The organism is Kineococcus esterisolvens (assembly GCF_050871405.1).
Lineage (GTDB): Bacteria > Actinomycetota > Actinomycetes > Actinomycetales > Kineococcaceae > Kineococcus.
In genome coordinates, this window is sequence record NZ_JBJLRI010000020.1 from 1 (window position 1) to 22368 (window position 22368).

At 72.8% G+C, this 22368-nt stretch carries 22 protein-coding genes; 1 reads left to right on the forward strand and 21 read right to left on the reverse strand.

Translation table 11 applies throughout. The annotated features are described in order from the left end of the window. Positions 1–164: 164 nt before the first annotated feature. Both nusB and efp read right to left on the reverse strand, forming a co-directional pair. A complete protein-coding gene (gene nusB, locus ACRYR8_RS08745; protein ID WP_432484008.1) occupies positions 165–575 on the reverse strand; it encodes a transcription antitermination factor NusB in 411 nt (136 codons plus the stop codon). 1 nt (position 576) lies between these two features. Beyond that, a complete protein-coding gene (efp, locus tag ACRYR8_RS08750) occupies positions 577–1137 on the reverse strand; it encodes an elongation factor P (protein WP_432484010.1) in 561 nt (186 codons plus the stop codon). 231 nt (positions 1138–1368) lie between these two features. Here efp and ACRYR8_RS08755 point away from each other — a divergent pair, with 231 nt between their 5' ends. Further along, on the forward strand, positions 1369–1914 hold the full coding sequence (locus tag ACRYR8_RS08755; protein WP_432484012.1) for a type IV pilin protein: 546 nt from the start codon (positions 1369–1371) through the stop codon (positions 1912–1914). A gap of 33 nt (positions 1915–1947) precedes the next feature. Here the strand turns inward: ACRYR8_RS08755 and aroB are convergent, their stop codons facing one another. The 19 genes from aroB to alaS all read right to left on the reverse strand — a co-directional run bounded on the left by aroB (position 1948) and on the right by alaS (position 22310). Beyond that, positions 1948–3066: a 3-dehydroquinate synthase gene (aroB, locus tag ACRYR8_RS08760; protein ID WP_432484014.1), complete on the reverse strand. Its 1119-nt coding sequence runs from the start codon at positions 3064–3066 to the stop codon at positions 1948–1950. Then, positions 3063–3578 (reverse strand): shikimate kinase, encoded by a 516-nt coding sequence (locus tag ACRYR8_RS08765; RefSeq protein ID WP_432484016.1) that lies wholly within the window; start codon positions 3576–3578, stop codon positions 3063–3065. The genes aroB and ACRYR8_RS08765 overlap by 4 nt, the downstream gene beginning before the upstream one ends. Positions 3579–3689: 111 nt before the next feature. Then, positions 3690–5120, reverse strand: coding sequence for a cell wall-binding repeat-containing protein (locus ACRYR8_RS08770; RefSeq protein ID WP_432484018.1), 1431 nt, complete (start codon positions 5118–5120; stop codon positions 3690–3692). After that, positions 5104–6180, reverse strand: a complete 1077-nt coding sequence (locus ACRYR8_RS08775) for a hypothetical protein (RefSeq protein WP_432484020.1) — start codon at positions 6178–6180, stop codon at positions 5104–5106. Before ACRYR8_RS08775 ends, ACRYR8_RS08770 begins: the two co-directional genes overlap by 17 nt. Positions 6181–6191: 11 nt before the next feature. Next, positions 6192–6902, reverse strand: a complete 711-nt coding sequence (locus ACRYR8_RS08780; RefSeq protein ID WP_432484022.1) for a type IV pilus inner membrane component PilO — start codon at positions 6900–6902, stop codon at positions 6192–6194. Between the two features lie 19 nt (positions 6903–6921). Continuing rightward, positions 6922–7587 carry a PilN domain-containing protein gene (locus ACRYR8_RS08785; protein ID WP_432484024.1) on the reverse strand — a complete coding sequence of 222 codons (666 nt, stop codon included), beginning with the start codon at positions 7585–7587 and terminating at the stop codon, positions 6922–6924. Beyond that, positions 7584–8633 carry a type IV pilus assembly protein PilM gene (gene pilM, locus ACRYR8_RS08790; protein ID WP_432484025.1) on the reverse strand — a complete coding sequence of 350 codons (1050 nt, stop codon included), beginning with the start codon at positions 8631–8633 and terminating at the stop codon, positions 7584–7586. The genes ACRYR8_RS08785 and pilM overlap by 4 nt, the downstream gene beginning before the upstream one ends. A 115-nt stretch (positions 8634–8748) precedes the next feature. Next, a complete protein-coding gene (locus ACRYR8_RS08795; RefSeq protein WP_432484026.1) occupies positions 8749–9558 on the reverse strand; it encodes a prepilin peptidase in 810 nt (269 codons plus the stop codon). Beyond that, the gene (locus tag ACRYR8_RS08800; RefSeq protein WP_432484027.1) at positions 9545–11131 is read right to left on the reverse strand and encodes a hypothetical protein; all 1587 of its coding nucleotides are present in this window, start codon (positions 11129–11131) and stop codon (positions 9545–9547) included. The genes ACRYR8_RS08795 and ACRYR8_RS08800 overlap by 14 nt, the downstream gene beginning before the upstream one ends. Positions 11132–11141: 10 nt before the next feature. Then, on the reverse strand, positions 11142–11810 hold the full coding sequence (locus tag ACRYR8_RS08805; RefSeq protein ID WP_432484028.1) for a prepilin-type N-terminal cleavage/methylation domain-containing protein: 669 nt from the start codon (positions 11808–11810) through the stop codon (positions 11142–11144). Beyond that, a complete protein-coding gene (locus ACRYR8_RS08810) occupies positions 11807–13048 on the reverse strand; it encodes a prepilin-type N-terminal cleavage/methylation domain-containing protein (protein WP_432484029.1) in 1242 nt (413 codons plus the stop codon). The genes ACRYR8_RS08805 and ACRYR8_RS08810 overlap by 4 nt, the downstream gene beginning before the upstream one ends. Positions 13049–13129: 81 nt before the next feature. Beyond that, entirely contained in the window at positions 13130–13591 is a 462-nt protein-coding gene (locus tag ACRYR8_RS08815; protein ID WP_432484030.1) for a type IV pilin protein, read from the reverse strand. A gap of 215 nt (positions 13592–13806) precedes the next feature. Beyond that, the gene (locus ACRYR8_RS08820; RefSeq protein ID WP_432484031.1) at positions 13807–14220 is read right to left on the reverse strand and encodes a prepilin-type N-terminal cleavage/methylation domain-containing protein; all 414 of its coding nucleotides are present in this window, start codon (positions 14218–14220) and stop codon (positions 13807–13809) included. After that, positions 14217–15518: a type II secretion system F family protein gene (locus ACRYR8_RS08825; RefSeq protein ID WP_432484032.1), complete on the reverse strand. Its 1302-nt coding sequence runs from the start codon at positions 15516–15518 to the stop codon at positions 14217–14219. Before ACRYR8_RS08825 ends, ACRYR8_RS08820 begins: the two co-directional genes overlap by 4 nt. Before the next feature lie 12 nt (positions 15519–15530). Beyond that, complete coding sequence (locus ACRYR8_RS08830; protein ID WP_432484033.1) at positions 15531–16901, reverse strand: type IV pilus twitching motility protein PilT; 1371 nt, start codon at positions 16899–16901, stop codon at positions 15531–15533. Positions 16902–17022: 121 nt separating this feature from the next. Continuing rightward, positions 17023–17907 (reverse strand): shikimate dehydrogenase, encoded by an 885-nt coding sequence (locus ACRYR8_RS08835; protein WP_432484034.1) that lies wholly within the window; start codon positions 17905–17907, stop codon positions 17023–17025. A gap of 32 nt (positions 17908–17939) precedes the next feature. Next, positions 17940–19028 carry an endolytic transglycosylase MltG gene (gene mltG, locus ACRYR8_RS08840; protein ID WP_432484035.1) on the reverse strand — a complete coding sequence of 363 codons (1089 nt, stop codon included), beginning with the start codon at positions 19026–19028 and terminating at the stop codon, positions 17940–17942. After that, positions 19028–19537 carry a Holliday junction resolvase RuvX gene (gene ruvX / locus ACRYR8_RS08845; protein WP_432484036.1) on the reverse strand — a complete coding sequence of 170 codons (510 nt, stop codon included), beginning with the start codon at positions 19535–19537 and terminating at the stop codon, positions 19028–19030. The genes mltG and ruvX overlap by 1 nt, the downstream gene beginning before the upstream one ends. A 91-nt stretch (positions 19538–19628) precedes the next feature. Beyond that, positions 19629–22310 carry an alanine--tRNA ligase gene (gene alaS, locus ACRYR8_RS08850; protein WP_432484038.1) on the reverse strand — a complete coding sequence of 894 codons (2682 nt, stop codon included), beginning with the start codon at positions 22308–22310 and terminating at the stop codon, positions 19629–19631. Positions 22311–22368: the final 58 nt, after the last annotated feature.

Consider the following 22368-nt stretch of genomic DNA (forward strand, 5'->3'; position numbering starts at 1 on the left):
CACCCCTGCAGGGGTGACCGGGCCGTCGTCGTGCTGCCGCCCACCGGGAACGCACCCGTCGGCGCCCTGCAGGAGGCCGGCGCACCGCGCTCGTGGAGCGGTGCGCCGGCGTGCGCGGGGCCCCGCGGGCCGTTCCGGCGCCGGTCGGGCGGTGTCGGCGCCGCTCAGGCGGTGAGGGTCTCCTTGAGCTCGGCGATGCGCCCCAGCAGGCCGTTGACGAACCTGGGCGACTCGTCGGTGGACAGCTCCTGGCTGATCTCCACGGCCTCGCTGATGGCGACGTGGTCGGGCACGTCGTCGGCGTGCAGGACCTCCCACACGCCGATGCGCAGCACCGCCCGGTCCACAGCGGGCATGCGGTCGACCGTCCAGCCCATCGAGTACGTCGACAGCACCTCGTCGATGCGGGTCAGCTCGGCCACCACCCCCTCCACGAGGGTGACGGCGTACTCCCCGACCGGCGGGTCGGCCCGCACGATCCTGTCCTTGAGCACGGCCAGCGGCTCCAGACCGCGCTGGTCGGCCTCGAAGAGGACCTCCAGCGCGCGGCGCCGGGCCTTGCGGCGGGCCGCCACGTCAGTTCACGCGACCGAGGTAGTCCCCGGTGCGGGTGTCCACCTTGACCTTGGTCCCCTGCTCCAGGAACAGCGGCACCTGGATCTCCGCGCCGGTCTCCACGGTGGCGGGCTTGGTGCCGCCGGTGGAGCGGTCCCCCTGCAGACCCGGCTCGGTGTAGGTGATCTCCAGCACCACGGAGGTGGGCAGCTCCACGTACAGGGGGGTGCCCTCGTGGGTGGCGACGATCACCTCCTGGCTCTCCAGCATGTAGTTCGCCGCGTCGCCCACCGTGGCGGCCGAGACGTTGATCTGGTCGTACGTCGAGGAGTCCATGAACACGAAGTCCTCACCGTCGCGGTAGAGGTACTGCATGTCCCGCTTGTCCACGGTCGCGGTGTCGACCTTGGCGCCGGCGTTGAAGGTGCGGTCCACGACCTTGCCGGACAGGACGTTCTTCAGCTTCGTCCGCACGAAGGCACCGCCCTTGCCGGGCTTGACGTGCTGGAACTCGACCACCGACCAGAGGTTGCCGTCGAGGTTCAGCACGGTGCCGTTCTTCAGGTCGTTCGTCGATGCCACGTCGTCTCTCAGTCCGTCTCGTCGTCCGTGCGCGTCCCGCGAGCCGGGTCCGGGCGCGGGTGTGGTGACGCCATCGTAGCGACGGTGGCGAGCGCCCGGGTCCCCGCGCGGGTCGGGCGCCCGCTCCGGGTGCAGCTCCGCGGCCCCGGGCGGGCGGCGGTGCACGGACGGGTGCGGCCCGGGCGGGTGAGACCGCTGGGGTGGCGCGCCCGGAGGGCCGACCCTGGTGCGGTGACCGCGTTCCCCCCCAGCGGCGGCGACCCGCGCTTCAGCGCCCGCCCCGGCTCGTTCGACCCCAACGCCGACTTCTACGCCACACCGCCGCAGCGCGTCACCGGCGCACCCGGTGGTGGGGGGCGCTCCCTCCCCGGTGCGGGCCCGGCGCCCGCACCCGCACCGGTGGTGCTGCCGGGCCGGATCCCCGTGCCCGCGTGGGGCAAGGTCCTCATCGCCGGGGGCGGCGCCCTCACCGCCCTGCCCCTGCTGGCGGCGGTGGTGCTGCCGGTCTTCCTGGACCAGCGCGCGCGGGCCGTCGACGCGAGGGTCAGGAGCGACCTGCAGGCGGTGGCGGTCGCGCAGGAGGGCTTCTACGGCGGTCACGGCACCTACGCGCCGGACCCGGCCGCGCTCACCGTCGCCGAGCCCGACAGCGAGGTGGTGGTCCTGTTCGCCGACACCGCCGGTTACTGCCTGGGTGGGCGGGACGCCGACGGGCGCGGCAGCGTCTGGTACCTCTCCTCCGCGGTGGGAGTGCCGTCGACGACGCCCTGCGCTTGAGCCCGGCCCCCGGGGGTGCGAGCCCCGGCAGCGTCAGTCCCGGCTGATCTGCGCGTACGCGGCCTGCAGCAGCGCCGGGTCCGGGCCCTCGAGCCGGCCGGGCCGGCCGATGCCGTCCAGGACGACGAAGCGCAGCAGCGCGCCGCGGGACTTCTTGTCGCGCTTCATCGCGTCCAGCAGCTGCGGCCAGCGGTCCCCGCGGTAGGTGACCGGCAGGCCCAGGGACGCGAGGACCTCGCGGTGCCGGTCGGCGTCCGCGTCGGAGAGGCGCCCCGCCATGCGGGCCAGCTCCGCCACGTACACCAGGCCGACGCTGACGGCGGCGCCGTGGCGCCACTGGTAGCGCTCGACCAGTTCCACGGCGTGGGCGAAGGTGTGCCCGTAGTTGAGGATCTCCCGCAGGCCGGACTCCTTGAGGTCCTCCCCCACCACCCGGGCCTTGACGCGGATCGCGCGCTCCACGAGCTCCGCCAGCACGGGTGAGCGCGGGTCGGTGGCGGCGGCCACGTCGGCCTCCACGAGCTCCAGGATGCGCTCGTCGGCGATGAACCCGCACTTGACGACCTCGGCCAGACCGGCGCGCAGGTCGTTCGGCGGCAGCGTCGCCAGGGCGTCCAGGTCGCACAGCACCCCGGCCGGCGGGTGGAAGGACCCGACGAGGTTCTTGCCCTCGGCCGTGTTGATGCCCGTCTTGCCGCCCACGGCCGCGTCGACCATCGCCAGCAGCGTCGTGGGCACCTGCACCACCCGCACGCCGCGCATCCAGGTGGCGGCGACGAACCCGGCGAGGTCGGTGACCGCTCCCCCGCCGACGCCGACGACCGCGTCCGAGCGGGTGAAGCCCGACTGGCCCAGCACCGTCCAGCAGAACGCGGCGACCTCCGCGGTCTTCGCCTCCTCGCCGTCCGGCACCTCCGCCAGCACCGCTTCCAGCCCCTGCGCGACGAGGTCGTCGCGCACCGCCTCGCCGGTGGTGCGCAGCGCGCGCGGGTGCACCACGAGGACCTTGGCGGCCTTCTCGCCGAGCACGCCGCGCAGCGCGCCCAGCAGGCCGCGGCCGACGAGGACGTCGTAGGGGGCGTCGCCCGGCACGGTGATCCGGGTCGGCCCGCCCGGGGCGCTCGGATCGGTGGTGTCGTGCTCCTGCGTCATCGGTCCTCCGGGTCTCGCGCGGCGTGGTGCGTCTCGATCCGCCCGAGGACGTCGCGGGCGACCTCCTCGGCCGTCCGCCCGTCCGTGGGCACCGCGACGGTAGCGACCTCGTCGTACAGGCGCTGACGCGCGGCGTGCAGGGCGGGCAGGTCGGGGCGCTGCAGGACGGGGCGGGTCGTGTCGCCGGCCGTGCGGGCGCGGGTCTGCTCCAGGCTGACGCGCAGGTGCACGACGGTGTGGGCGCGCAGCCGCTCGCGGGTGGCCGCGCGACCGCAGGCACCGCCGCCGAGGGAGACCACGGCCTCCTCGCCGGCGAGGACGTCGGCGACCGCGGCCTGTTCCATGTCGCGGAACGCCTCCTCGCCGTCGGTGCGGAAGACCTCGGGGACCGGCCGGCCCGCGCGGGCCTCGACGACGTGGTCGGTGTCGGTGAACGGCAGCCGCAGGTGCTCGGCGAGCAGGCGGCCCACGGTGGTCTTTCCCGCGCCCATGAAACCGACGAGGACGATCACGGTGGGGCTCCTGCTGCCGGGGACGGGAGGACCGATCCTAGGCGCCGGCCGCACGCGCAGCGGGCCCGCACCCCCGGTGGGGGTGCGGGCCCTGCCCGGTGGCGGGTGCGGTCAGCGCACCGCGGAGTCGCCGAAGTAGACGACGTGGTCGCTCTCGTCGCCGGTCGACGTGCGCCCCGAGGAGGTCGTCACCAGCTTGAGGTTGCGGACGCCTCGCACGTCGACGTCGATGGTCGCCGGCTGTCCCACGGCCACGTCGTAGCTGCCGAGCAGCCGCTCGTCCCCGAACACCTCGACGCGGGCGGTCAGACCCGAGGTGACCGCGTCGGCGACACCGGCCACGGCGGTGAACCGCGAGTAGCCGGTACCGATGTCCCACACCCGGTACTCCGCGTTGCGGATGTCCGTGGTGCTGGTGGGCACGTACGTGGAGAAGGCCGCGGTGCGCGGGTAGAACACCCCGCCGATGGTCGCGTGCGACTGCACGTGGGTGGCGTTGCCCTCCGGCTGCTCGAACTCGTCCAGGTACTTCTTCTCCCCCGCGCCGCAGGACGTGCGCTTCGCCGCGACCTCGGAGTACGAGCTGTTCCCACCGACAGCCTGCAGCGAGTTCGGCCGCAGTCGCTCGATCTCCAGGTTCACCGCTTGCGGGAGGCAGTGCTGCGGACTCAGCAGGACCGGCGACCCGCGCCGACCCGCCGACGCGCCTGCGGCGATGGCGTCCGGCCAGGCGGATCCGCTGGCGAGCTCCACCCAGCTCGACCCCGTGGGGAAGTAGGCCCGGCTCACGGCGACCGAGGTCTCGTAGCGGTCACCGCCCGCCAGCCGGCGGACCTCCCCGTCGGTGTACTGCGCGAGTTCGGCGGCGACGGGTGCGCTGACGGCGTTCTCGCCACCGAGGACGGTGATCCGCCCGGGTTGCAGACGCGCCAGTTCCGCGCGCACGCTGTCGGGGATGCGTCCGTGTTCCACGACCAGCACGGGGGAACTGACCGATGCCGCGGCCGCAGAACCGGCGAGAGCGTCCGCGTACTCGGTACCAGTGGCGATGATGACGTCCGCGACGCCCGGCGCGAACGAGGTCGCCGACAGTTTCGCGGCCGTCTCGTAGCGGTCGGCACCACCGACCCGGGACAGCTCGGCCCGCGTGTTCTGCCGCAGCCACGTCACGACGTCCGGACCGACGGCCGACTCGCTGCCGACGACGACGACCTTGCGGTAGTAGCCGATGACGGCGCGGACGTCGTCGGTGAGCTGTTCGCGGGGGGTGAGGAAGATGTTCGCCCCCCAGTGCCCCGCGAGCGCGCCGGCGGTCACGCCGTCGGCGAAGCCGGTCCCCGTGACGACGTAGGCGACGTCGCGGGCGGGGTCCTCGAGGGTCGCCGCGGTCGCGTACCGGTCCACGCCGTAGGCGCGGTGCGCTGTCACCGGCGTCGGGGTCGCCACTGCGGTCGCCGCCGTGGCCACGGTCGCCAGACCCACGAGCGCCGCGACCGCACCGGCACGCCGCAGGGCGCTGGGGCGCTCAGAACGAGACGCCATCGGACTCACCTCCACCGAACGTGCCGAAGTAGACGACGCCGGCGCCGTCCTGGAAGTAGACGCCGGCCTCGGGCAGCGTCGCGTCGTCCGGCTCGGTACCGAGGAAGGTCAGGCCCGTACCGCTCACGGTGTCGCCCACGGCGTACAGGACCCCCTGCCCTCTGTCGACACGTACCCAGAACTTGTCGGCCAGGACGCCGTAGACGCGGGCGCGCCCCTGGGGTGCGCCCACGACGGCGCCGGGGAGCAGCACCTTCCCCTCCGGGTCGGAAGTGATCACCCACCCCGTCGCCGCGTCGTTCTCCGCGGTGAAGACGCCCTGGACCGCGCCCACCGTGCCGTCGACGGGGACGGACGCGTCCGATTCCGCCGCGACGACACCTCCGTACCGGATCCCGAGCGGGTAGACGAGGTCGCCCTCGGTGATGCGCACCTCCTCACCGGCGATGCGGAACACGCCGTAGCCGTCCGTGCCCGTCACGAAGGAGACTTGCGGGACCGTCCAGCCGGGAGCGGTGGAACGGGTGTCCGAGGGATTGGCGCTCGCCGACGTCGACGTGCTCGGAGCACTGCTGGGCGTGGTGGTCGAGGGGTGGGCACCGTTCGCGGGAGGCGTCGTGGAACCGCTCCACGACGTGCTGGGCGGCGTGCTGGACGACGTGCTGGCGACGGTTGCGGCCGCGGCGGAGGTCGTACCGGTCGAGGAACCCTCTGCGACGTCCGCGGACTCGCTCTCGGGCTGCACCCCGACCGTGGCGGCGAACGCGTCCCGGCCGCTGAAGTCGATGGCGCCGGCACGGGCGACCTCGGCCGCGGAACCGGTGACCGAGGGGGTGGATCGGGCACCGCCGAGCGCGGCTTCGGCGGACGCGCCCGAAGGCGTGCTGCTCAGCCACAGGAGGCCGGCGGTGCCGGCGCCGAGGACGGCCACGACGGCGGCACCGGCGAGCAGCGACTTCACCACGCGGGGGTCGACCTCGCGGGTGGGGCGCTCCTCCTCGACGGGAGGCTGGGGAGCCGGCTCCTGCGCGGCCCCGAACGGGGAACTGGGGAAGCTCATGATGCCCTCGCTCAGGGGGTGGCGGTCGGGTCGGCGGTCGGGGTGGTGGTCGCGGCCGCGTCGGCGGTCGTCGACGCGGTGGGCGCGGCGGTGCTCCCGCCGGCCGCAGCGGCGTCGGTGGTCTCCGTGCCCGCAGCAGTGGCGTCGCGCAGCGCGAACACCTTGCCGGAGACGGTGGCGCTCAGGTCGTCGCCCGTCGAGGTGTCGGCGGAGCCGGCGGACACCTCCACGTTCTCCACGAGGAAGAACCGGGTGGCGTCGGCCTGGAGCTGCTTGAGGTACAGCTCGATCTCGGTGAAGGACCCCTTCACCTCGAGGGAGAGCGGGACGGCGACGACGACGAGGTCGCCGGAGGCGGCCTCGGCCGTGGTGTCCCACAGCTCCGGCGTCGCCGGCGTGATGCCGTTGAGCACGACACCCGCGGACGTCGCGGCGGCGCTCAGCGCGCGGATCAGCTGCGGCAGCTCGCCCTCCGCGGGCAGGCTCGCCGTGATGCGCGCCAGGTCGGCCTGCCTCTCGGGCAGCTGGGCGGCCAGCGCCGCCAGCTGCTCGGTCTTCAGGGCGATCTGCGCGTTCTGCGCCTCGGTCTGGTTCGCCTGGGTGGCGAGGTCGCCGGCCTCGGCCCGCTGCGGGGCGAGGACGAGGAACCAGCCGGCCACCAGGATCAGCAGGGCGACGACAGCCGTGCCGGCCACCCACACCCTGGTCTTGCTCGTGCTCATCGAGGACTCCCGTGGTGGGTCACCGCTGGTTGACCAGCGCGGCGTCGGTGATGACGGCGGACAGGGTGAAGGTGGCGGCCCGGGTGGTCTCGTCCCAGCTCGTCCCGCTGACGAACGGGGCGTCCACACCCTCGACGGTGTCGACCGCCTCCAGGGCGTCCGCCACGAGGGCCTGGGAGGACGCCTTGCCGGTGAGGGTGACGGTCCCGAGGCCGGCGACGCTCAACGGGTCGCCGGCGGTGGTGGTCCCGGTGCCGTCGGGAGCGATCGCCGCCGCGTCGAGGGCGAGGGACACGGACCCGAGGGACACCCCTTGCGGGGTGGCGACGGCGAGCGCGTCGAGCATGGCGAACCACGAGACGTCGTACGCGCTGACGGCGCGTTCCGCGGCCTCGGCGGCCTCGACCTCCGCGATCCGCGCGGGGACGTCCGCGTACTGCCGCTGCTCGGCCTGCAGCCGGAGCGTCTGCGCCTGCACGTCGGCCACCGCCTCCTCGGCGGTGGCGACGTGCCCGGCGCCGATGCCGTACGCGACCCCGACGAGGCCGACGACGGCGAGCAGGCCCGCGCCCAGGCCGGCCTGCAGACGGCGGAAGTCCCGTGCGGCGTCGAGCCCGTCGGGCAGGAGGTTGACGCGGGCGACGGTGTTGCGCGTCGCGAGGGCCTCCAGGGTCTGGAAGCTCATGAGATCACTCCGAGGGCGAGTCCGACGGGGACGGCGGCCAGGGGCTGCACGAGGCCGAGCTGCTGCTCGTCCAGGCCGGTGCGGCCCACGTGCAGCGGGGAGATGGGGTCGCCGGCGACCACGGGCAGGCGCACGGCCGCCGCGAGGCGGTCGGCGATGCCCTCCAGCAGCGACCCGCCGCCGGACAGCACGACCCGTTCGGGGCGGAACTGCGGGTTCGCCGCCGAGTAGTAGTCGAGGGAGGACCGGATGTCGTCGACGAAGACCTCCAGCATGAGGTCCACGGCCGTGCCGGCCAGCTCCTGCTCGTCCGCCGGGACGTCCTCCGCGATGCCGCGCTTGACGGCTTCCGCCAGCGCGGAGGGGACGCCCAGCCGCTCCGCGACGGCGTCGGTGACGTCCTGGCCCCCGGTGAGCAGCACGCGCACGAAGCGCGGCACACCGGCGGAGTGGATGACGAGGTTGCTGATCCGGGCACCGATGTCGAGGATCGCCTCGGTCGCGACGTCGGCCGCGTGGGGGCGGCCCACCGCGCGCAGGACCGCGAAGGAGCTCAGGTCCACCGACATCGGCCTCAGGCCGGCTGCCTGCACCGCCGCGACGTTGGACATCACCATCTCGCGGGAAGCGGCGACGAGCAGACCCCGGAGCAGGCGGGTGTCCTCCTGGCGGATCTCCTCGACGGCGTGGAAGTCGATGACGCAGTCCTCCACCGGCATCGGCAGGTAGTCCTGCACCTGCAGCGGCAGGGAGCTCTTCAGCTCAGCCTCCGTCATCCACGGCAGGTCGACCTGCCGCACGACGACCCGCTGGTTGGCGACCCCCAGGGCGACCTTCCGGCCGCTGAACCCGCTGCCCTTCCACAGGGCCTTCAGGGCGTCGACGACGGCGCTGCGGTCGACGACCTCCCCGTCGCGGACCGCGCCCTCGGGAACGGCCACCTGGCCGAACTTCTCGAGGGTGATGCCGCCCTTGCCGAAGGACAGCTCAGCGGCGCGCACCCCCGACGTCCCGATGTCGAGGCCGATGGCGGTACGTCCAGGCACGTCGCCTCCTCCTGCGTCCTACCGGCGCAAGACCGGTGATCGTGTGGTTACGGTGGTGGATCGGGCATGGACGGTCCCGCCTTGAGCCGCGGTGGCCAACGGTCACCCGCTCCGCTCAAACGGCTGCACCCAGTCCGACGAGGTCGAGGTACCAGCCGGCGAGCGGTGCGGCGCAGAACAACGCCGCGAGCGCGGCGACGAGCATGCAGGGCCCGAACGGGATCGACGACTTCCGGCCCGCGCGGCCGACGAGCAGCAGGGGCAGGCTGACAGCGCCACCGAGCAGGAAGGCCGCGAAGCCGCCGACGGCGAGGGCGTCCCACCCCCACCACCCCAGGTAGAGGCCGAGGACGCCCGCCAGCTTCACGTCCCCCAGCCCCATGCCGCGCGGGTGCGCGAACCACAGGGCCGCGTACAGCAGGAAGAGGGCGGCGGCGCCGGCGAGCGCGCGCGCCAGCGCGCCCCAGTCCCCGCCGCCCGCGCTGGCCGCTGCCAGCAGCACCAGCGCGACGGGGTAGGAGGGGAGCACGATGGCGTCGGGCAGTCGCCGCACGTCCAGGTCGATGAGCGCCAGGGCGACCGCGATCGCCGCCAGGTACAGGTACGCCGGCAGCGCGGCGGTGATCCCGACCCGCCACGTCACCAGCGCGAAGACCGCCCCGGTCAACAGCTCCACCAGGGGGTAGCGCCGGCTGATGGGCTCCCGGCAGTCCCGGCAGCGGCCGTGCAGGACCAGCCACGAGAGCACCGGCACGTTGTCCCGGGCACGCACGCGGTGACCACAGCTCGGGCACGCGCTGGGCGGGGAGACGACGGACTCCCCTCGCGGCACCCGGTGCACGACGACGTTGAGGAAGGAGCCGACGAGCAGGCCGAGCACGCCGCTGAGCGCGCAGACCACGGCCAGGGGGTCAGGGCTTGTCATAGGTCGTCTCACGGGTGTCCGTCACGGTGGACGCCTGCGCCCCCGCGGGCGCGTTCCACTTCTGCTCGGTGCCCCCCGTGCACGCGGCCGCGGTGATGGTGGACCACTTCGCCGATCCCGACGGGGTCTGCTTGGCTCCCAGCGACAGGCAGCGGCCGTAGGCGTCCTTGATCGTGTAGCTGGCCGAGTAGTCACCCTCCACCTTGTACGTCCGGTAGAACTTCTGCCGGGCATCGGTGGACGAGCAGCTGCTGGTGAACACCACGTACCCGTTGACCGCCGTGGACTCCGGGGTCCGCAGGCAGTACTTCGTCGAGTTGTTGACCTTGACGTAGATCTCCTGCGCGGTGGTCGTGGGCTGGGTCGCGGTGGCCTCGGTGTAGTACCACTTGTGGTTCCAGTTGAGCTGCGTCCCGCCGCTGGGGTCCTGCTTGCACGGGTAGACGATCATGTACTCGAAGCCGATCTTCTGGTTCGTGACGTCCATGCAGCGGCCGAACTCGAGGTAGTTGACGATCTGGTTCGTCGCGTAGGACGCCGCTCCCGCGCCGACCTTCGGCTCGGGGCTGAAGGACCCGTACTCGGTGTTCGACGTGCAGCTCCCCGACCGCAGCGGTGACCCTTCCAGGGCGTTGCTGCTGGTGCTGGCCGCGGCCAGGCAGTAGCTGCCGTACGTGGAGCTGTTCGCGGTGCCGTTGTCCTTGTGGACCTGGTCGCGGAAGCGGGCACCGCCCTCGTAGCTCCACTGCTGCTCGTAGTCCGTGGGATCGCACGTCTGCAGCGTCGCGTCGCCGGCACTGGTGTTCGGTGCTGAGATGCACAGGGGTGCGCCAGCTGTCGCGCTGCTGGCCAGCTTGATCGCGTAATCGGTGTCGTACAGCCACGTCATGAGCGCATCTCCGGCGGTGCAGTTGGCCGCTGCCGTGTACCTGATGGAGCTGCCGACGGCGGCGGAATCCGCCTTCAGGCAGTACTTCTCACTCACCGTGTACATGCGCCCACCGGGCACGTTCTCGTTCGTGATCTCGAAGGCGTACAGCGCCTGGATGGAGCGGTCACCGCTGTCCGCGCTGCGTCCGGGCAGCGCGCTTCCCGTGCCCTCGGACCTGATGAGCGCGAACGAGGGCACGACAGCCGTGCCCGAGCCCACCTTGCAGTCGATGTCCCGTCCTGCGCGCTGGGTCTCGTCGAGGTCGGTGGGGTCGGTGTCGTAGTACTCCACCGTCACCGCGTACCCCGCACCGGAGGTCGTTCCGCCGACCGTGCCGGTCAGCGTGCACGGCAGCTTGCTCGTGTCACCGAAGACGTTGCCCGCGACGTTCGCCGCGCCCGTGGCCGTGCGGATCTCCGACAGGGTGGCGTCGACGCCGGCCTGCGCCGCGGCGATCGTCGTCGTGCTCTTCTGCTGCAGCTGGGTGGGTGCCACCTGGGCGATGACGATGCCGAGCAGCAGGATGCTCAGAGCTGCGGCGATCATCGTCGTCATGATGACGAGCAGCATCGCCACGCCGTCATCGGGGCCGCACGCCGTCCGGTGACGGGCCCGCAGCGTGTGGGCGATCCGCTCGCGCACGTTCATCACCTCAGGTCCTCGTGGTGCTGGGGGAGCACACCGGGTTGTCGCTGACACCGGCGGCGTTCACGGCCTTGTTGCCCGGGGAGTCCACGCTGGAGTTGGTCGCCACGAAGGTCGTGGACGTCTGCTCCGCTCCCCCAGCACGGGCGCCGGCGAGCTGCACCTGCAGCCGCTGGCGGGTGTAGGACACCTTGGTGGTCTCCGTGGTGACCTCGGCCTTGAGCATGGTGAACGGGGAGGACGAGAGGCCGGTGAGCAAGCCGTCGGCCGTCTGGACCCAGGACGACCCGGGAGAACCGGTCGCCGCCCACGTCCGGTACGCCAGGGTGCCTGCCGAAGCGTCGTAGCGCCACTGGTAGCAGGTGGCTGGTTCGCCACCGTCCGAGGGCGAGCGGAACTCCACGTAGTAGCGGCCGTCGACGAGCCCCGGGTAGTTGACACCCTCGGCGTAGCGAACCTGGCGGTCCATGGTCATGAAGGTCTTGCGCAGCGCGTCGGACGTGGAGGCGACGGCCTGGGAGCGGTTGGTGTCGCGGTACATGACGAGCACGCCGCTCATGAAGACGGCCAGGACGAGGGTGAAGATGCCCATGGCGACGACGAGCTCGACCAGCGTGAAACCGCCGTCGCGGTCCTCACCGGCGGAGCCCGGTGCGCGCCGGGCCGCCCTGGTCACGAGGTCACCGTCACGGTGATCGTCGTGGCGTCGGACACGAGGGCGGAGTCGGCACCCCTGCCCTTCAGCTGGTAGCTGAAGGTGCAGGTGCCCTTGCTGTTCAGGGTCTTGAACCGCACGTTCCCGTTGGTGTCGACGGATTCGTCGGTGCACGGTCCGGACACCAGGCTGATGGACTTCACCTCGACCGTCCCGCCGAAGTTGTTCGGCTTGTCGTTGCTCCCGAAGTTCTCCGTGTAGGTCGAGTTGCGGCGCTTGCCGGTGAAGGAGTCGGGCACGGCGACGGGGACGACCTTGATCGTCAGGGCCACCACGTCCGAGGTCTGCCCGTCACCGTTGAGGAGGTAGTAGGTGAGGGTGTGCGTGCCGAGGACGTTGGCCTGCGGGGTGTACGTCAGGACCGCTCCGGAGTACTTGTTCGCCGCGTTGTAGGGGCTGCCGTCCACGTGCAGCTGTCCCTGCGTCACGCCGCTGGTGGAGGTGATGACGAACTTGCTGTCGGCGCTGACGTTGCTGGCCAGCTCCAGCACCTCGAGGTCGACCGCCGTGGTGGTGCCGGTCTGTGCGGCGACGCTCCGGGGGGTCGTGTTCGGGATCGGCGCGGCAGCCACGTTCCACCGGGCGTCCTTGTTGTCGTCGATGAGCGTGCTGGCGCGGTAGACGCACACGCCGGCGCTGCACCCGCTGACCTGCCCGGGTGTGCGCCAGGTGACCTCCGCGACGACCCGGTAGACCTTCACGTACCCCGCCGGCGTCGTCGACGCGTCGGAGCCGGCGGGTTTGCCGCAGGACGAGGTGGTGCCCGTGGTGGTGCCCACGGCGCGCTGCCGGTAGCAGACACCGATGAGGGTGGACACCTCGTACTCCTGGCCGGAGACCTCCTGCGTCGCGGTGACCGGGATCGTCTGCACGGTGGCCGCGGGCGAGGCGCCGTCGTCGGCGGGCCAGGTCAGGGCGAGGTCGGGCGCGCTGGAAGCGGACCACCGAGCGGCCACGTCCGCGGCCGAGCGGCCGGAGAGGAGCTTGGCGGGGGCCACCGAGCGCGCCAGGTCGAGAGCGGTGTTCGCGACCGCGATGGCGGACTGCTTGCGCTGGAGGGCGCTCGTGGCGCTCGTTCCGCGGACGAAGAAGGTGAGGGTGGCGGTGGCGACGACAGCCAGGAGCGCGAGAGCGACGATGACCTCGACGAGCGTGAAGCCGTCGTCACCGCGACGCTTGCCGAGCTTGGCCAGCATCATGCGCTCCTGCTCCTTGTCCTCAGCGGGTGGGCGACGACTGGCCCTCACCACTGGTGTGGTGAGGGCCAGTCGAGCGGGATGTCAGCAGGTGGCGGTACCGGTGAGGAATCCACCGGCCAGGCTGTCGTAGTAGTAGGCGTTCGTGGAGGCGTCCTTGCTGCCCTTGGTGTTGAAGCCGACGATGCAGAAGCCCGTGGCTGCACCACTGGTCACAGCGGCGCCCGCAGCGCTCTCCCGCTTGACCTGGATGCTGACACCGTCGCTCAGCTCCACGGTGTTGCCGCCGGTACCGATGGTGGCGGTTTCGGTCGTGGCATCGACGGTCGGGTAGTCCTGGTTGTCCGTGAAGAAGGACTCGACCTCGTTGGCGACCGTGCGCATGTCGGACTTGGTCGCGGTGTCCGCGGCCTTCTCGCGCTGGTTCAGGAAGACCGGGATGGCGATCGCAGACAGGATGCCGATGATGATCATGACGACGAGGAGCTCGATCAGGGTGAAGCCCTGGTCCTTCTCCTCCATCGCCTTGCGGATGCGAGCGAGCATTCGACGCTCCCCTTCAGTGAGTTCCGGAGCCGCTCGCTGGTCGCGCACCGGGCATCCGGTGTGGCGGCTCTTGTACCCAGGGCATCGGACGGCACCCCCGACCCCTTGAGGTCGTCGCTCACGCGATCACCCGGACAGCCCATCCACCGGGCGCGGGAGCGTCGAGGAGCAGGACGAACCGTGAGCGGAACGCTCACGGGCCGTCCTGAGGACGTTCAGAACGAGGCGGGGCACCCACCGACCCCGGGGTCCTGGAGCCCTCCCCGGGTGCTGACGAGGACCCGCGCACCGCTGAGGTCGGGGTGGGTGGCCGTGACGCAGTAGGCGGAGGCGTCGGCGTTGAGGACCACCGCGACGGTCGTCTCGTCGTCGACCTCGACCGGGGTGCCGATGACCGGTGACGTGGTCGCCGGCACGGCCAGGTAGGCCCGCTCGTCCGTCATGTGCGTCTCCTCCGCCAGCGCCACCGCCTTGAGGTCCTGCTTCACCGCGACGGCGACGGCCCCGTCGCGCTGGTGCAGGTACACGGGGACGGCGACCGCCGCCAGGAGCGCGACGACGGCCACCACGACGAGGAGCTCCACCAGCGTGAACCCGTCCTCCCGGCGCCGGCGCGGCCGGCGGCTCACTGGATCAGGTCGAACACGCCGAAGATCGGCATGTACATCGCCACGATCATCGCGCCGATGACGCCGCCGAGGAACGCGATCATCAGCGGCTCGATGAGGCTGGTCAGCGCCTCCGTCGTGACCTCGACCTCCTGGTCGTAGAAGTCGGAGATCTTGTGCAGCATGGCGTCCAGGGCACCGGTGTCCTCACCGACGCTCATCATCTGCACCACCATCGCCGGGAAGACCGCGTGCTCGGCGAGCGGCGCCGCCAGCGACTTGCCGGAGCGCACGCTCTCCATGACGTCCATCGAGGCGCGCTCGATGACGACGTTGCCGGAGGCGTTGCCGACGATCTCCAGGCTCTGCAGGATGGGGACGCCCGAGCGCAGCATGGTGCCCAGGTTGCGGGTGAAGCGGCTCAGGGCGATCTTCTGCGCCAGCAGCCCGAAGATCGGCACCTTGAGCTTGAGCGGGTCGACGACGTCGCGGACCTGCGGCTCGTTCCTGACCTTGCGCCACACGATCGGCAGCACGATCGCCAGGAGGACGATCCCCGGGCCGGCGAAGCGCAGCCCGTGCGACAGCGCGACGAGGACCTTGGTGGGCAGGGGCAGCTCACCGCCCATGTCGTCGAACATGGTGGCGAAGATGGGCACGATGAACAGCAGCATGCCCGCGACGGCGAGGATCGCGATGACGAACACGACGACCGGGTAGGTCATCGCCGACTTCACCTTCGCCCGCAGCTTCACCTCGGACTCGAAGTTCTCCGCCAGCTGCAGCAGCACCTGGTCCAGGAAACCGCCGACCTCACCGGCACGGACCATGTTGATCATCAACGGCGGGAAGACGTCCGTGTGCTTGGCCAGCGCGCTCGACAGCGACGTGCCGGACTCGACCTCCGTGCGGACCTCCTGCAGGGTCGCGGCGAGCCTCTTGCTCTCCGTCTGCTCCGCGAGGATGGACAGCGCCTTCAGCAGCGTCAGGCCCGAGGACACCATCGTCGCGAACTGCCGCGACATCAGCGCCAGGTCCTTCAGCTTCACCCGGTTGCTGCCCGGGAGGTTGATCTCCATCTGCAGGCCCTGGCCCGCCTTCGACTCCGCGACGGAGACGGGGGCCAGTCCCTGGCTCTGCAGGCGCCCGACGACGGCCTGCCGGTCCGGCGCCTCGAGGGTCCCCTTGACCAGCCTGCCGGCGCGGTCGCGAGCGGCGTAGTCGAAGGTCCGCTGCCCCGGCTTGGCGGACCTTCCGGCGGACTTGGCGGACTTGGCGGCCTTGGCGGCCTTGGCGGGCGCCTTGGTGGCGGTGGCCATCGGTCAGTCCTCTCAGATCCGGCCGGTCAGGCGGCGGAACTCGTCGACGGCGTGGCACTTCTCCAGGCCGTGCTCGAACGTGATCTGGCGGGTGCGGACGAGTTCCGCGAGGTGCTGGTCGAGGGTGTGCATGCCGAACTGCGCGCCGGCCTGCATCGCGGAGCCGATCTGGTGGGTCTTGCCCTCGCGGATGAGGTTGCGGATGGCCGGGGTGGCCACGAGGACCTCGGTGGCGACGACGCGGCCCCCGCCGTCGGCGCGCTTGCACAGCGTCTGGCAGACGACGCCCTGCAGGGCGCCGGCGAGCTGGACGCGGATCTGCTGCTGCTGGTGCGGGGGGAACACGTCGATGACGCGGTCGATGGTCTGCGCGGCGTCCTGGGTGTGCAGGGTGCCGAACACCAGGTGGCCGGTCTCGGCGGCGGTCAGCGCCACCGAGATCGTCTCCAGGTCGCGCATCTCGCCGACGAGGATGATGTCGGGGTCCTGGCGCAGCACGTGCTTGAGCGCGCTGGCGAAGGACTTGGTGTCCTCCCCCACCTCTCGCTGGTTGACCAGGCAGCTCTTGTGGCGGTGGAGGAACTCGATGGGGTCCTCCACCGTCATGATGTGGTCCTTGCGGGTGCGGTTCGCCAGGTCCACGATCGACGCCAGGGTCGTGGACTTGCCCGAGCCGGTCGGGCCCGTCACCAGCACGAACCCGCGCTGCAGGCCCGCGAAGGAGCCCACCACGGGCGGGACGCCCAGGTCCTCCAGCGGCTTGATCTCGTACGGGATGCGCCGGAACGCCGCCCCCAGGGACTCGCGCTGGCGGTACACGTTGACGCGGAACCGGGAGTGCCCGGGCACGGCGTAGGCGAAGTCCAGCTCCAGGTCGGTCTCGAACTGCTCCCGCTGCTTCTGCGTGAGGATCGCGTAGACCGCCTGCTGCAGGACGTGCGGGGTGAGCTTGCCGAACCCCTCCAGCGGGGTGAGCTCGCCCGCCAGGCGCGCGGTGGGCGCCGCGCCGGAGGTGAGGTGGACGTCGGAGGCGCCGGCCTGCAGGCCGGCGACGAGGACGTCGTTCACCTTGAACGCCGGCCGGCTGTCGCCGCCCCCCGCGGTGACGGGGACCTCGGTGGCCGGGGGCACCTCGACGGGGTCGGGGGCCAGCGCCGGCACGGCGGGAGGCACCGGTTCCCCGGCCAGCCCGGGCGTGAGCGGCGGCTGCACCGCGCGCGGGCCGGGCACCTCCGCGGCGGCGGTCTCCGGCACGGGGGTGTCGCCGGTCAGCTTGGCCAGGAGGGCGCTGACGTCACGGCGCGGGGCGGGCGTCCCGTCCGGGCGCAGGTTGACCGGCACGTAGGCGTCGACGGGCCGGCCAGCGGCACCCGCGTCGTTCATCTCGCTCCCCTCCACGGCGCCCGCCACGGCGCACGGCGGCGCCGTCGGTCGGCACCGTCCCCACCGTGTCGGCGCGGGGAGGGTCCGCCTTGAGGTGGCGATCACCCGTGGCGGGGCCGCGTCAGCCGTTCGGGCGAGGGCGAGCACCGGCCGCGGCCGACGCGCCGGCGCGCGCCCGCAGCTCCGCCAGGCCCGCCGCCCGCATCTGCGCCAGCGGCGCCGCGCGGCCCGTCATGAGCTGCACCTGCGCCGCCGCCTGGTGCAGCAGCATCTCGAAGCCGCCCACGACCGGTCCGCCCCAGTCGCGCGCCAGCGGCGTCGGCCACGGCGCGTACACCACGTCCAGCAGCAGCGGCCCGGCGCCGGGGCGGGCCCCGAGGACCTGCGCCACCGCATCGGAGGCACCGGCCGGGACGGTGGAGACCACGACGTCGGCGTCCAGGACGCTCGGCAGGTCCGCCCAGCCGCGCACCTCCACCTCGCCGCCCAGGCGGGCCGCGACCTCGCGCAGCTCCCCCGCGCGCTGGGCGCTGCGCACCACCGCCACCGGCCGCGGGCACCCGGCGCGCAGCAGCGCCACCAGCGCCGAGCGCGCCGTGGCCCCTCCGCCGACCACCGCGCCGCGCTCCACCCGGTGCGCGCCCGCCTCCGCCAGGGCCGCCAGCAGCCCGTGCACGTCGGTGTTCTCCGCGTGCAGGTGCACCCCGGCGCGGCCCGGGGCACCGGTGCCGCGGGGGGTCACGACGACGGTGTTCACGGCACCCACGGCGCGGGCGAAGTCGCTGACCTCGTCCACGAGGGGCACCACCGCCTGCTTCAGCGGCATCGTCAGGCTCAGCCCGGCCCACCCGGCGTCCAGGGACGCCACCACCGCCGGCAGGCGCTCCTCGTCGACCTCGAGCAGGTCGTACTCCCACCCGTGCAGCCCCAGGGCCGCGTAGGCGGCACGGTGCAGCACCGGGGACAGGGAGTGCGCGATGGGGCTGCCGCAGACCGCTGCTCTCACCGTTGAGCTCACTCCTGCGCTCGCTCCTGCGCTCACTCGGACTCCGGGTGCTCCCTCAGGTACTGGCGGAACAGCTCCACGTTCGCGGCGTGCTCGGCGCCGGTGGTGGCGAAGCGGGTCTCGCCGGTCGCCAGGTCCACCGTGACGAAGAACATCCACGGGCCCGGCTCGGGGTTCACCGCCGCGCGCAGCGCCGCCTCACCCGGGTTGCTGATCGGCCCGGCGGGCAGGCCCGGGTGCATGTACGTGTTCCACGGGGTGTCCGTGGCGCGCTGCTCGGCCGTGGTGGTGACGGTGGTGCCGTCGGTGCCGTAGCTGACGGTGGAGTCCAGCTGCAGCTTCATGCCGTCCTCGATGCGGTTCAGCAGCACCCGCGTCACCTTCGCCATGTCCTCGGGGGTGCGGGCCTCCTTCTGCGCGATGCTCGCCATGACGACGACCTCGTGCTCGCGCTCGGGCGGCACGCCCAGCTCGGTCAGCGCCTGCTTCGTGCGGTCCACCATGGAGGTCAGCAGCTCCACGGCGGTCTCGTCCGGGTCCACCTCGTAGGTGGCCGGGAACAGGTACCCCTCGGGGTTGCCGCCGGCGGAGGCGGGCAGGCCGATCGCGGCGGGGTCGGCGAGGGCGGCCTCGACGTCCGCGGCGGCGACGGGGGTCTGCTCCCCGATGAGCGCCACGACCTGCCGCACGCGCAGGCCCTCCGGAACGGTCAGCCGGGTGGTGATCTTGGAGGCGGGGTCCAGCAGCAGCGCCACGGCGGACGCGGCGGACATCTCGTGCCTCAGCCGGTACGTGCCCGGCTGGATGCTCGCCATGCCCGCGTTCGCGGCGGCGGCCGAGACGAACGCCTCGGTGGTCTTGACGACGCCGGCCTCCTGCAGGGTGCGGCCGATGGCGGTGCCGGTGTCCCCGGCCTCCACCTTCACGTCGACCGTCCCGGTGCCCGCGCCCTCGTAGTCGTCGGTGGCGGTCAGCCGGCTCACCAGCGGCTCCAGGGTGCCCCAGGCGGCCCACGCACCGCCGCCCACCAGGGCCACGGCCACCAGCAGCACGGCCACGGCCAGTCCGGGGCGGCGGCGGGGACGCCGTTCGCTCGTGCCGGGCAGGTCCATCAGGTCCATCACGCTTCTTCGCCCTCCGTGGCCTCGGGACGCTCGTCCGGGTCGTGCGCCGCGGACGCCCCGGCGGGGCGCGCGGTCGTGCCGTGCCTGGGTTTGCGCCGCTTCGCGCGGCCCGGGCGCTCCGCGGCCGGCAGCACCCGCCCGGGTGCCCGGCCGCTGGAGCGCTCGGCGTCCAGGGCTGCCTGCAGCAGCACCACCGCGGCCGCCTGGTCGACGACGTCGCGGAACTGCTTCTCCCGCCGGCCCGCTGCGTGCAGCGCCCGGTGGGCGCCGACCGTGCTGAGCCGCTCGTCCACGAGACGGACCGGCACGGGCTCGACGGCCACAGCGATCTTCCGCGCGTGCTCGAGCGCGCGCAAGGCGGCGTGGCCCTCGGACCCGTCCATCGACAGCGGCAGGCCGACGACGACCTCGACGGCCGCGCGCTCGAGCACCAGCGCGGCGACGTCCGCGACGTCGGTGTCGGCCTCCTCGTCGCGCGCGAGGGTGCGCACGGGCGAGGCGATCACCCCGGAAGGGTCGCACGCGGCGACCCCGACGCGGACGCTCCCCACGTCGACGGCGATCCTGACCCCCGCTCGCACCGCGGCCGCGCCCGGCTCAGGCGGAGCCGGTGACGCGCCGGCCGACGGCGTCGCGCACGCCGGCGAGCGCCTCGCCGACCTTCGCCGGGTCCTGACCACCGCCCTGCGCCACGTCGTCCTTGCCGCCCCCGCCGCCGCCGAGGGTCCCGGCGGCGCCGCGCACCAGCTCACCGGCCTTCACGCCCCAGCGACGGGCCTCCTCGTTGGTCGCCACGACCACGACGGGGCGGTCCTTGGCGACACCGGCGACCGCGACGACGCTGGGCCGCTCGCCGCCGAGGCGGGCCCGCACGTCCAGCGCGAGGGTGCGCAGGTCCTCGGCGGAGGCCTGCCCGGCGTCGTGCGCGACGACGCTGACGCCGAAGACGTCCTCCGGGCTGGCGGCGATCCGCGGGGCCAGCGCGAGCACCTGCCCGGCGCGCAGCCGGGCGATCTCCTTCTCGGCGTCGCGCAGCCGCGTCAACAGCGAGCCGACGCGCTCGGGCAGCTCCTCCGGGCGGGCCTTGACGACGTCGGTGAGCTGGTTCACGAGCAGGTGCTCGCGGGTGAGGAAGTCGTAGGCGTCGGTGCCCACCAGCGCCTCGATGCGGCGGGCGCCGGAGCCGATGGAGCCCTCCGAGACGATCGAGACCAGCCCCACCTGCTGGGAGGTGAGGGTGTGGGTGCCGCCGCACAGCTCCTTGGACCAGTCGCCGCCGATGGTGACCACGCGCACGCGGTCGCCGTACTTCTCGCCGAACAGGGCCATCGCGCCGAAGTCGAGCGCCGCCTGGCGGTCCATGACCGTGGCGCCGACCTCGAGGTCGTCGGCGATGCGCTCGTTGACGACCCCCTCGATCTGGCGCACCACGTCCGCGCCGACCTGCCCGGTGGCGGAGTAGTCGAAGCGCAGCCGGCCGGGGGCGTTCTCCGAGCCGGCCTGGGTGGCGGTGTCGCCCAGGTGCTCGCGCACCACCTGGTGCACCAGGTGGGTGGCGGTGTGGGCGCGGCTGACCGCGCGGCGGCGCTGGGCGTCGACCTCGGCGTGCGCGGCGTCGCCGGCGAGCAGCTCCCCGCCGGTGACGGTGCCCTTGTGCACGTACAGGCCGCGCACGGGCTGCTGGACGTCGTCGACGCGCACCACCGCGCCGGAGGCGGTGGTGATGGTGCCGTGGTCGGCGAGCTGGCCGCCGCCCTCGGCGTAGAAGGGCGTGCGGTCCAGCACGACCTCCACGTCGGTGCCCGCCGGCGCCGAGGGGGTGCTGACCCCGCCCTGCAGCACGACGACGACGCGCGCCTCGCCGGTGGCGTGCTCGTAGCCGGTGAAGACCACCGGGCCGGGCATGCCCTCCAGGGTGGTGCGGTAGCTGGACAGGTCCACCCCGCCGGTCTTCTTGGCGCGCGCGTCGGCCTTGGCGCGGCCGACCTGCTCGGCCATGAGGGCGCGGAAGCCGGCCTCGTCGACGCTGACGCCCGCCTCGGCGGCCATCTCCAGCGTCAGGTCGATGGGGAAGCCGTAGGTGTCGTGCAGCGCGAACGCGCGCTCGCCCGACAGGGCGGTGCCGCCGGAGGCCTTCGTGGCCGCCACGGCGGTCTCGAAGATCGTGGTGCCCGAGACGAGGGTGCGGCGGAAGGCGTCCTCCTCGGCGTGGGCGACGCGGGAGATGCGCTCGAACCCGGTGCGCAGCTCCGGGTAGGAGGCGCTCATGACCTCCATCGACGCGGGCAGCAGGTGCGGCAGGGCCGGCTCCTCCACGCCCAGCAGGCGCATCGCCCGCACGGCGCGGCGGATCAGGCGGCGCAGCACGTAGCCGGCGCCCTCGTTGCCGGGGGTGACGCCGTCGCCGATGAGCATCAGGGCGCTGCGCACGTGGTCGGCGACGACCCGCATGCGCACGTCGTCCTCGTGGACGGCGCCGTAGCGCTTGCCCGACAGCTCGGCCGCCTTGTCGAGGACGGGGCGGACCTCGTCGATCTCGTACATGTTGTCGACGCCCTGCTTGAGGAACGCCACTCGCTCCAGGCCCATGCCGGTGTCGATGTTCTTGGCCGGCAGGTCGCCCGCGATGTCGAAGTCGGTCTTCGAGCGCACCGCGGAGAGCTGGTGCTGCATGAAGACGAGGTTCCAGATCTCGAGGTACCGGTCCTCGTCGGCCTCGGGGCCACCGTCCGCGCCGTACCGGGGTCCGCGGTCGAAGTAGATCTCCGAGCACGGGCCGCCGGGGCCCGGCTGGCCGGTGTTCCAGTAGTTGTCGGCCTTGCCGCGGCGCTGGATGCGCTCGGCGGGCACGCCGACCTCCCGCCACAGCTGGAAGGCCTCGTCGTCGTCGAGGTACACCGTCGTCCACAGCCGCTGCGGGTCGAAGCCCAGGCCGCCCTCGGCCTCCGGGGTGGTCAGCAGCTCCCAGGCGAAGGCGATGGCCTCGCGCTTGAAGTAGTCCCCGAAGGAGAAGTTGCCGTTCATCTGGAAGAACGTGCCGTGGCGGGTGGTCTTGCCGACCTCCTCGATGTCGAGGGTCCGCAGGCACTTCTGCACGCTGGTGGCGCGCTCGTACGGCGCGGGCACCTGGGCGGTCAGGTACGGGATGAACGGCACCATGCCCGCGACGGTGAACATGAGGCTCGGGTCGGAGGAGACCAGCGAGGCGCTGGGGACCACGGTGTGGCCCTTGCGCTCGAAGAAGTCCAGCCAGCGCCGACGGATCTCGGCCGTCTGCATCGAGGTGCCTCCTGCTCGTGCGGTCCTGCCGGGTCGCCCACCCGGCGCTGTGCCGGCG

Bases quoted from the DNA above. Each gene is read 5' to 3' on its own strand.
- ACRYR8_RS08830 (WP_432484033.1), bottom strand. From the start codon at position 16,901: ATGAACGACGCGGGTGCCGCTGGCCGGCCCGTCGACGCCTACGTGCCG.
- ACRYR8_RS08775 (WP_432484020.1), bottom strand. From the start codon at position 6,180: ATGAGCTTCCCCAGTTCCCCGTTCGGGGCCGCGCAGGAGCCGGCTCCC.
- aroB (WP_432484014.1), bottom strand. From the start codon at position 3,066: ATGACGCAGGAGCACGACACCACCGATCCGAGCGCCCCGGGCGGGCCG.
- ACRYR8_RS08810 (WP_432484029.1), bottom strand. From the start codon at position 13,048: ATGATGCTGGCCAAGCTCGGCAAGCGTCGCGGTGACGACGGCTTCACG.
- ACRYR8_RS08825 (WP_432484032.1), bottom strand. From the start codon at position 15,518: ATGGCCACCGCCACCAAGGCGCCCGCCAAGGCCGCCAAGGCCGCCAAG.
- alaS (WP_432484038.1), bottom strand. From the start codon at position 22,310: ATGCAGACGGCCGAGATCCGTCGGCGCTGGCTGGACTTCTTCGAGCGC.
- ACRYR8_RS08785 (WP_432484024.1), bottom strand. From the start codon at position 7,587: ATGAGCTTCCAGACCCTGGAGGCCCTCGCGACGCGCAACACCGTCGCC.
- mltG (WP_432484035.1), bottom strand. From the start codon at position 19,028: ATGGACCTGATGGACCTGCCCGGCACGAGCGAACGGCGTCCCCGCCGC.
- ACRYR8_RS08795 (WP_432484026.1), bottom strand. From the start codon at position 9,558: ATGACAAGCCCTGACCCCCTGGCCGTGGTCTGCGCGCTCAGCGGCGTG.
- ACRYR8_RS08815 (WP_432484030.1), bottom strand. From the start codon at position 13,591: ATGCTCGCTCGCATCCGCAAGGCGATGGAGGAGAAGGACCAGGGCTTC.
- ACRYR8_RS08780 (WP_432484022.1), bottom strand. From the start codon at position 6,902: ATGAGCACGAGCAAGACCAGGGTGTGGGTGGCCGGCACGGCTGTCGTC.
- ACRYR8_RS08770 (WP_432484018.1), bottom strand. From the start codon at position 5,120: ATGGCGTCTCGTTCTGAGCGCCCCAGCGCCCTGCGGCGTGCCGGTGCG.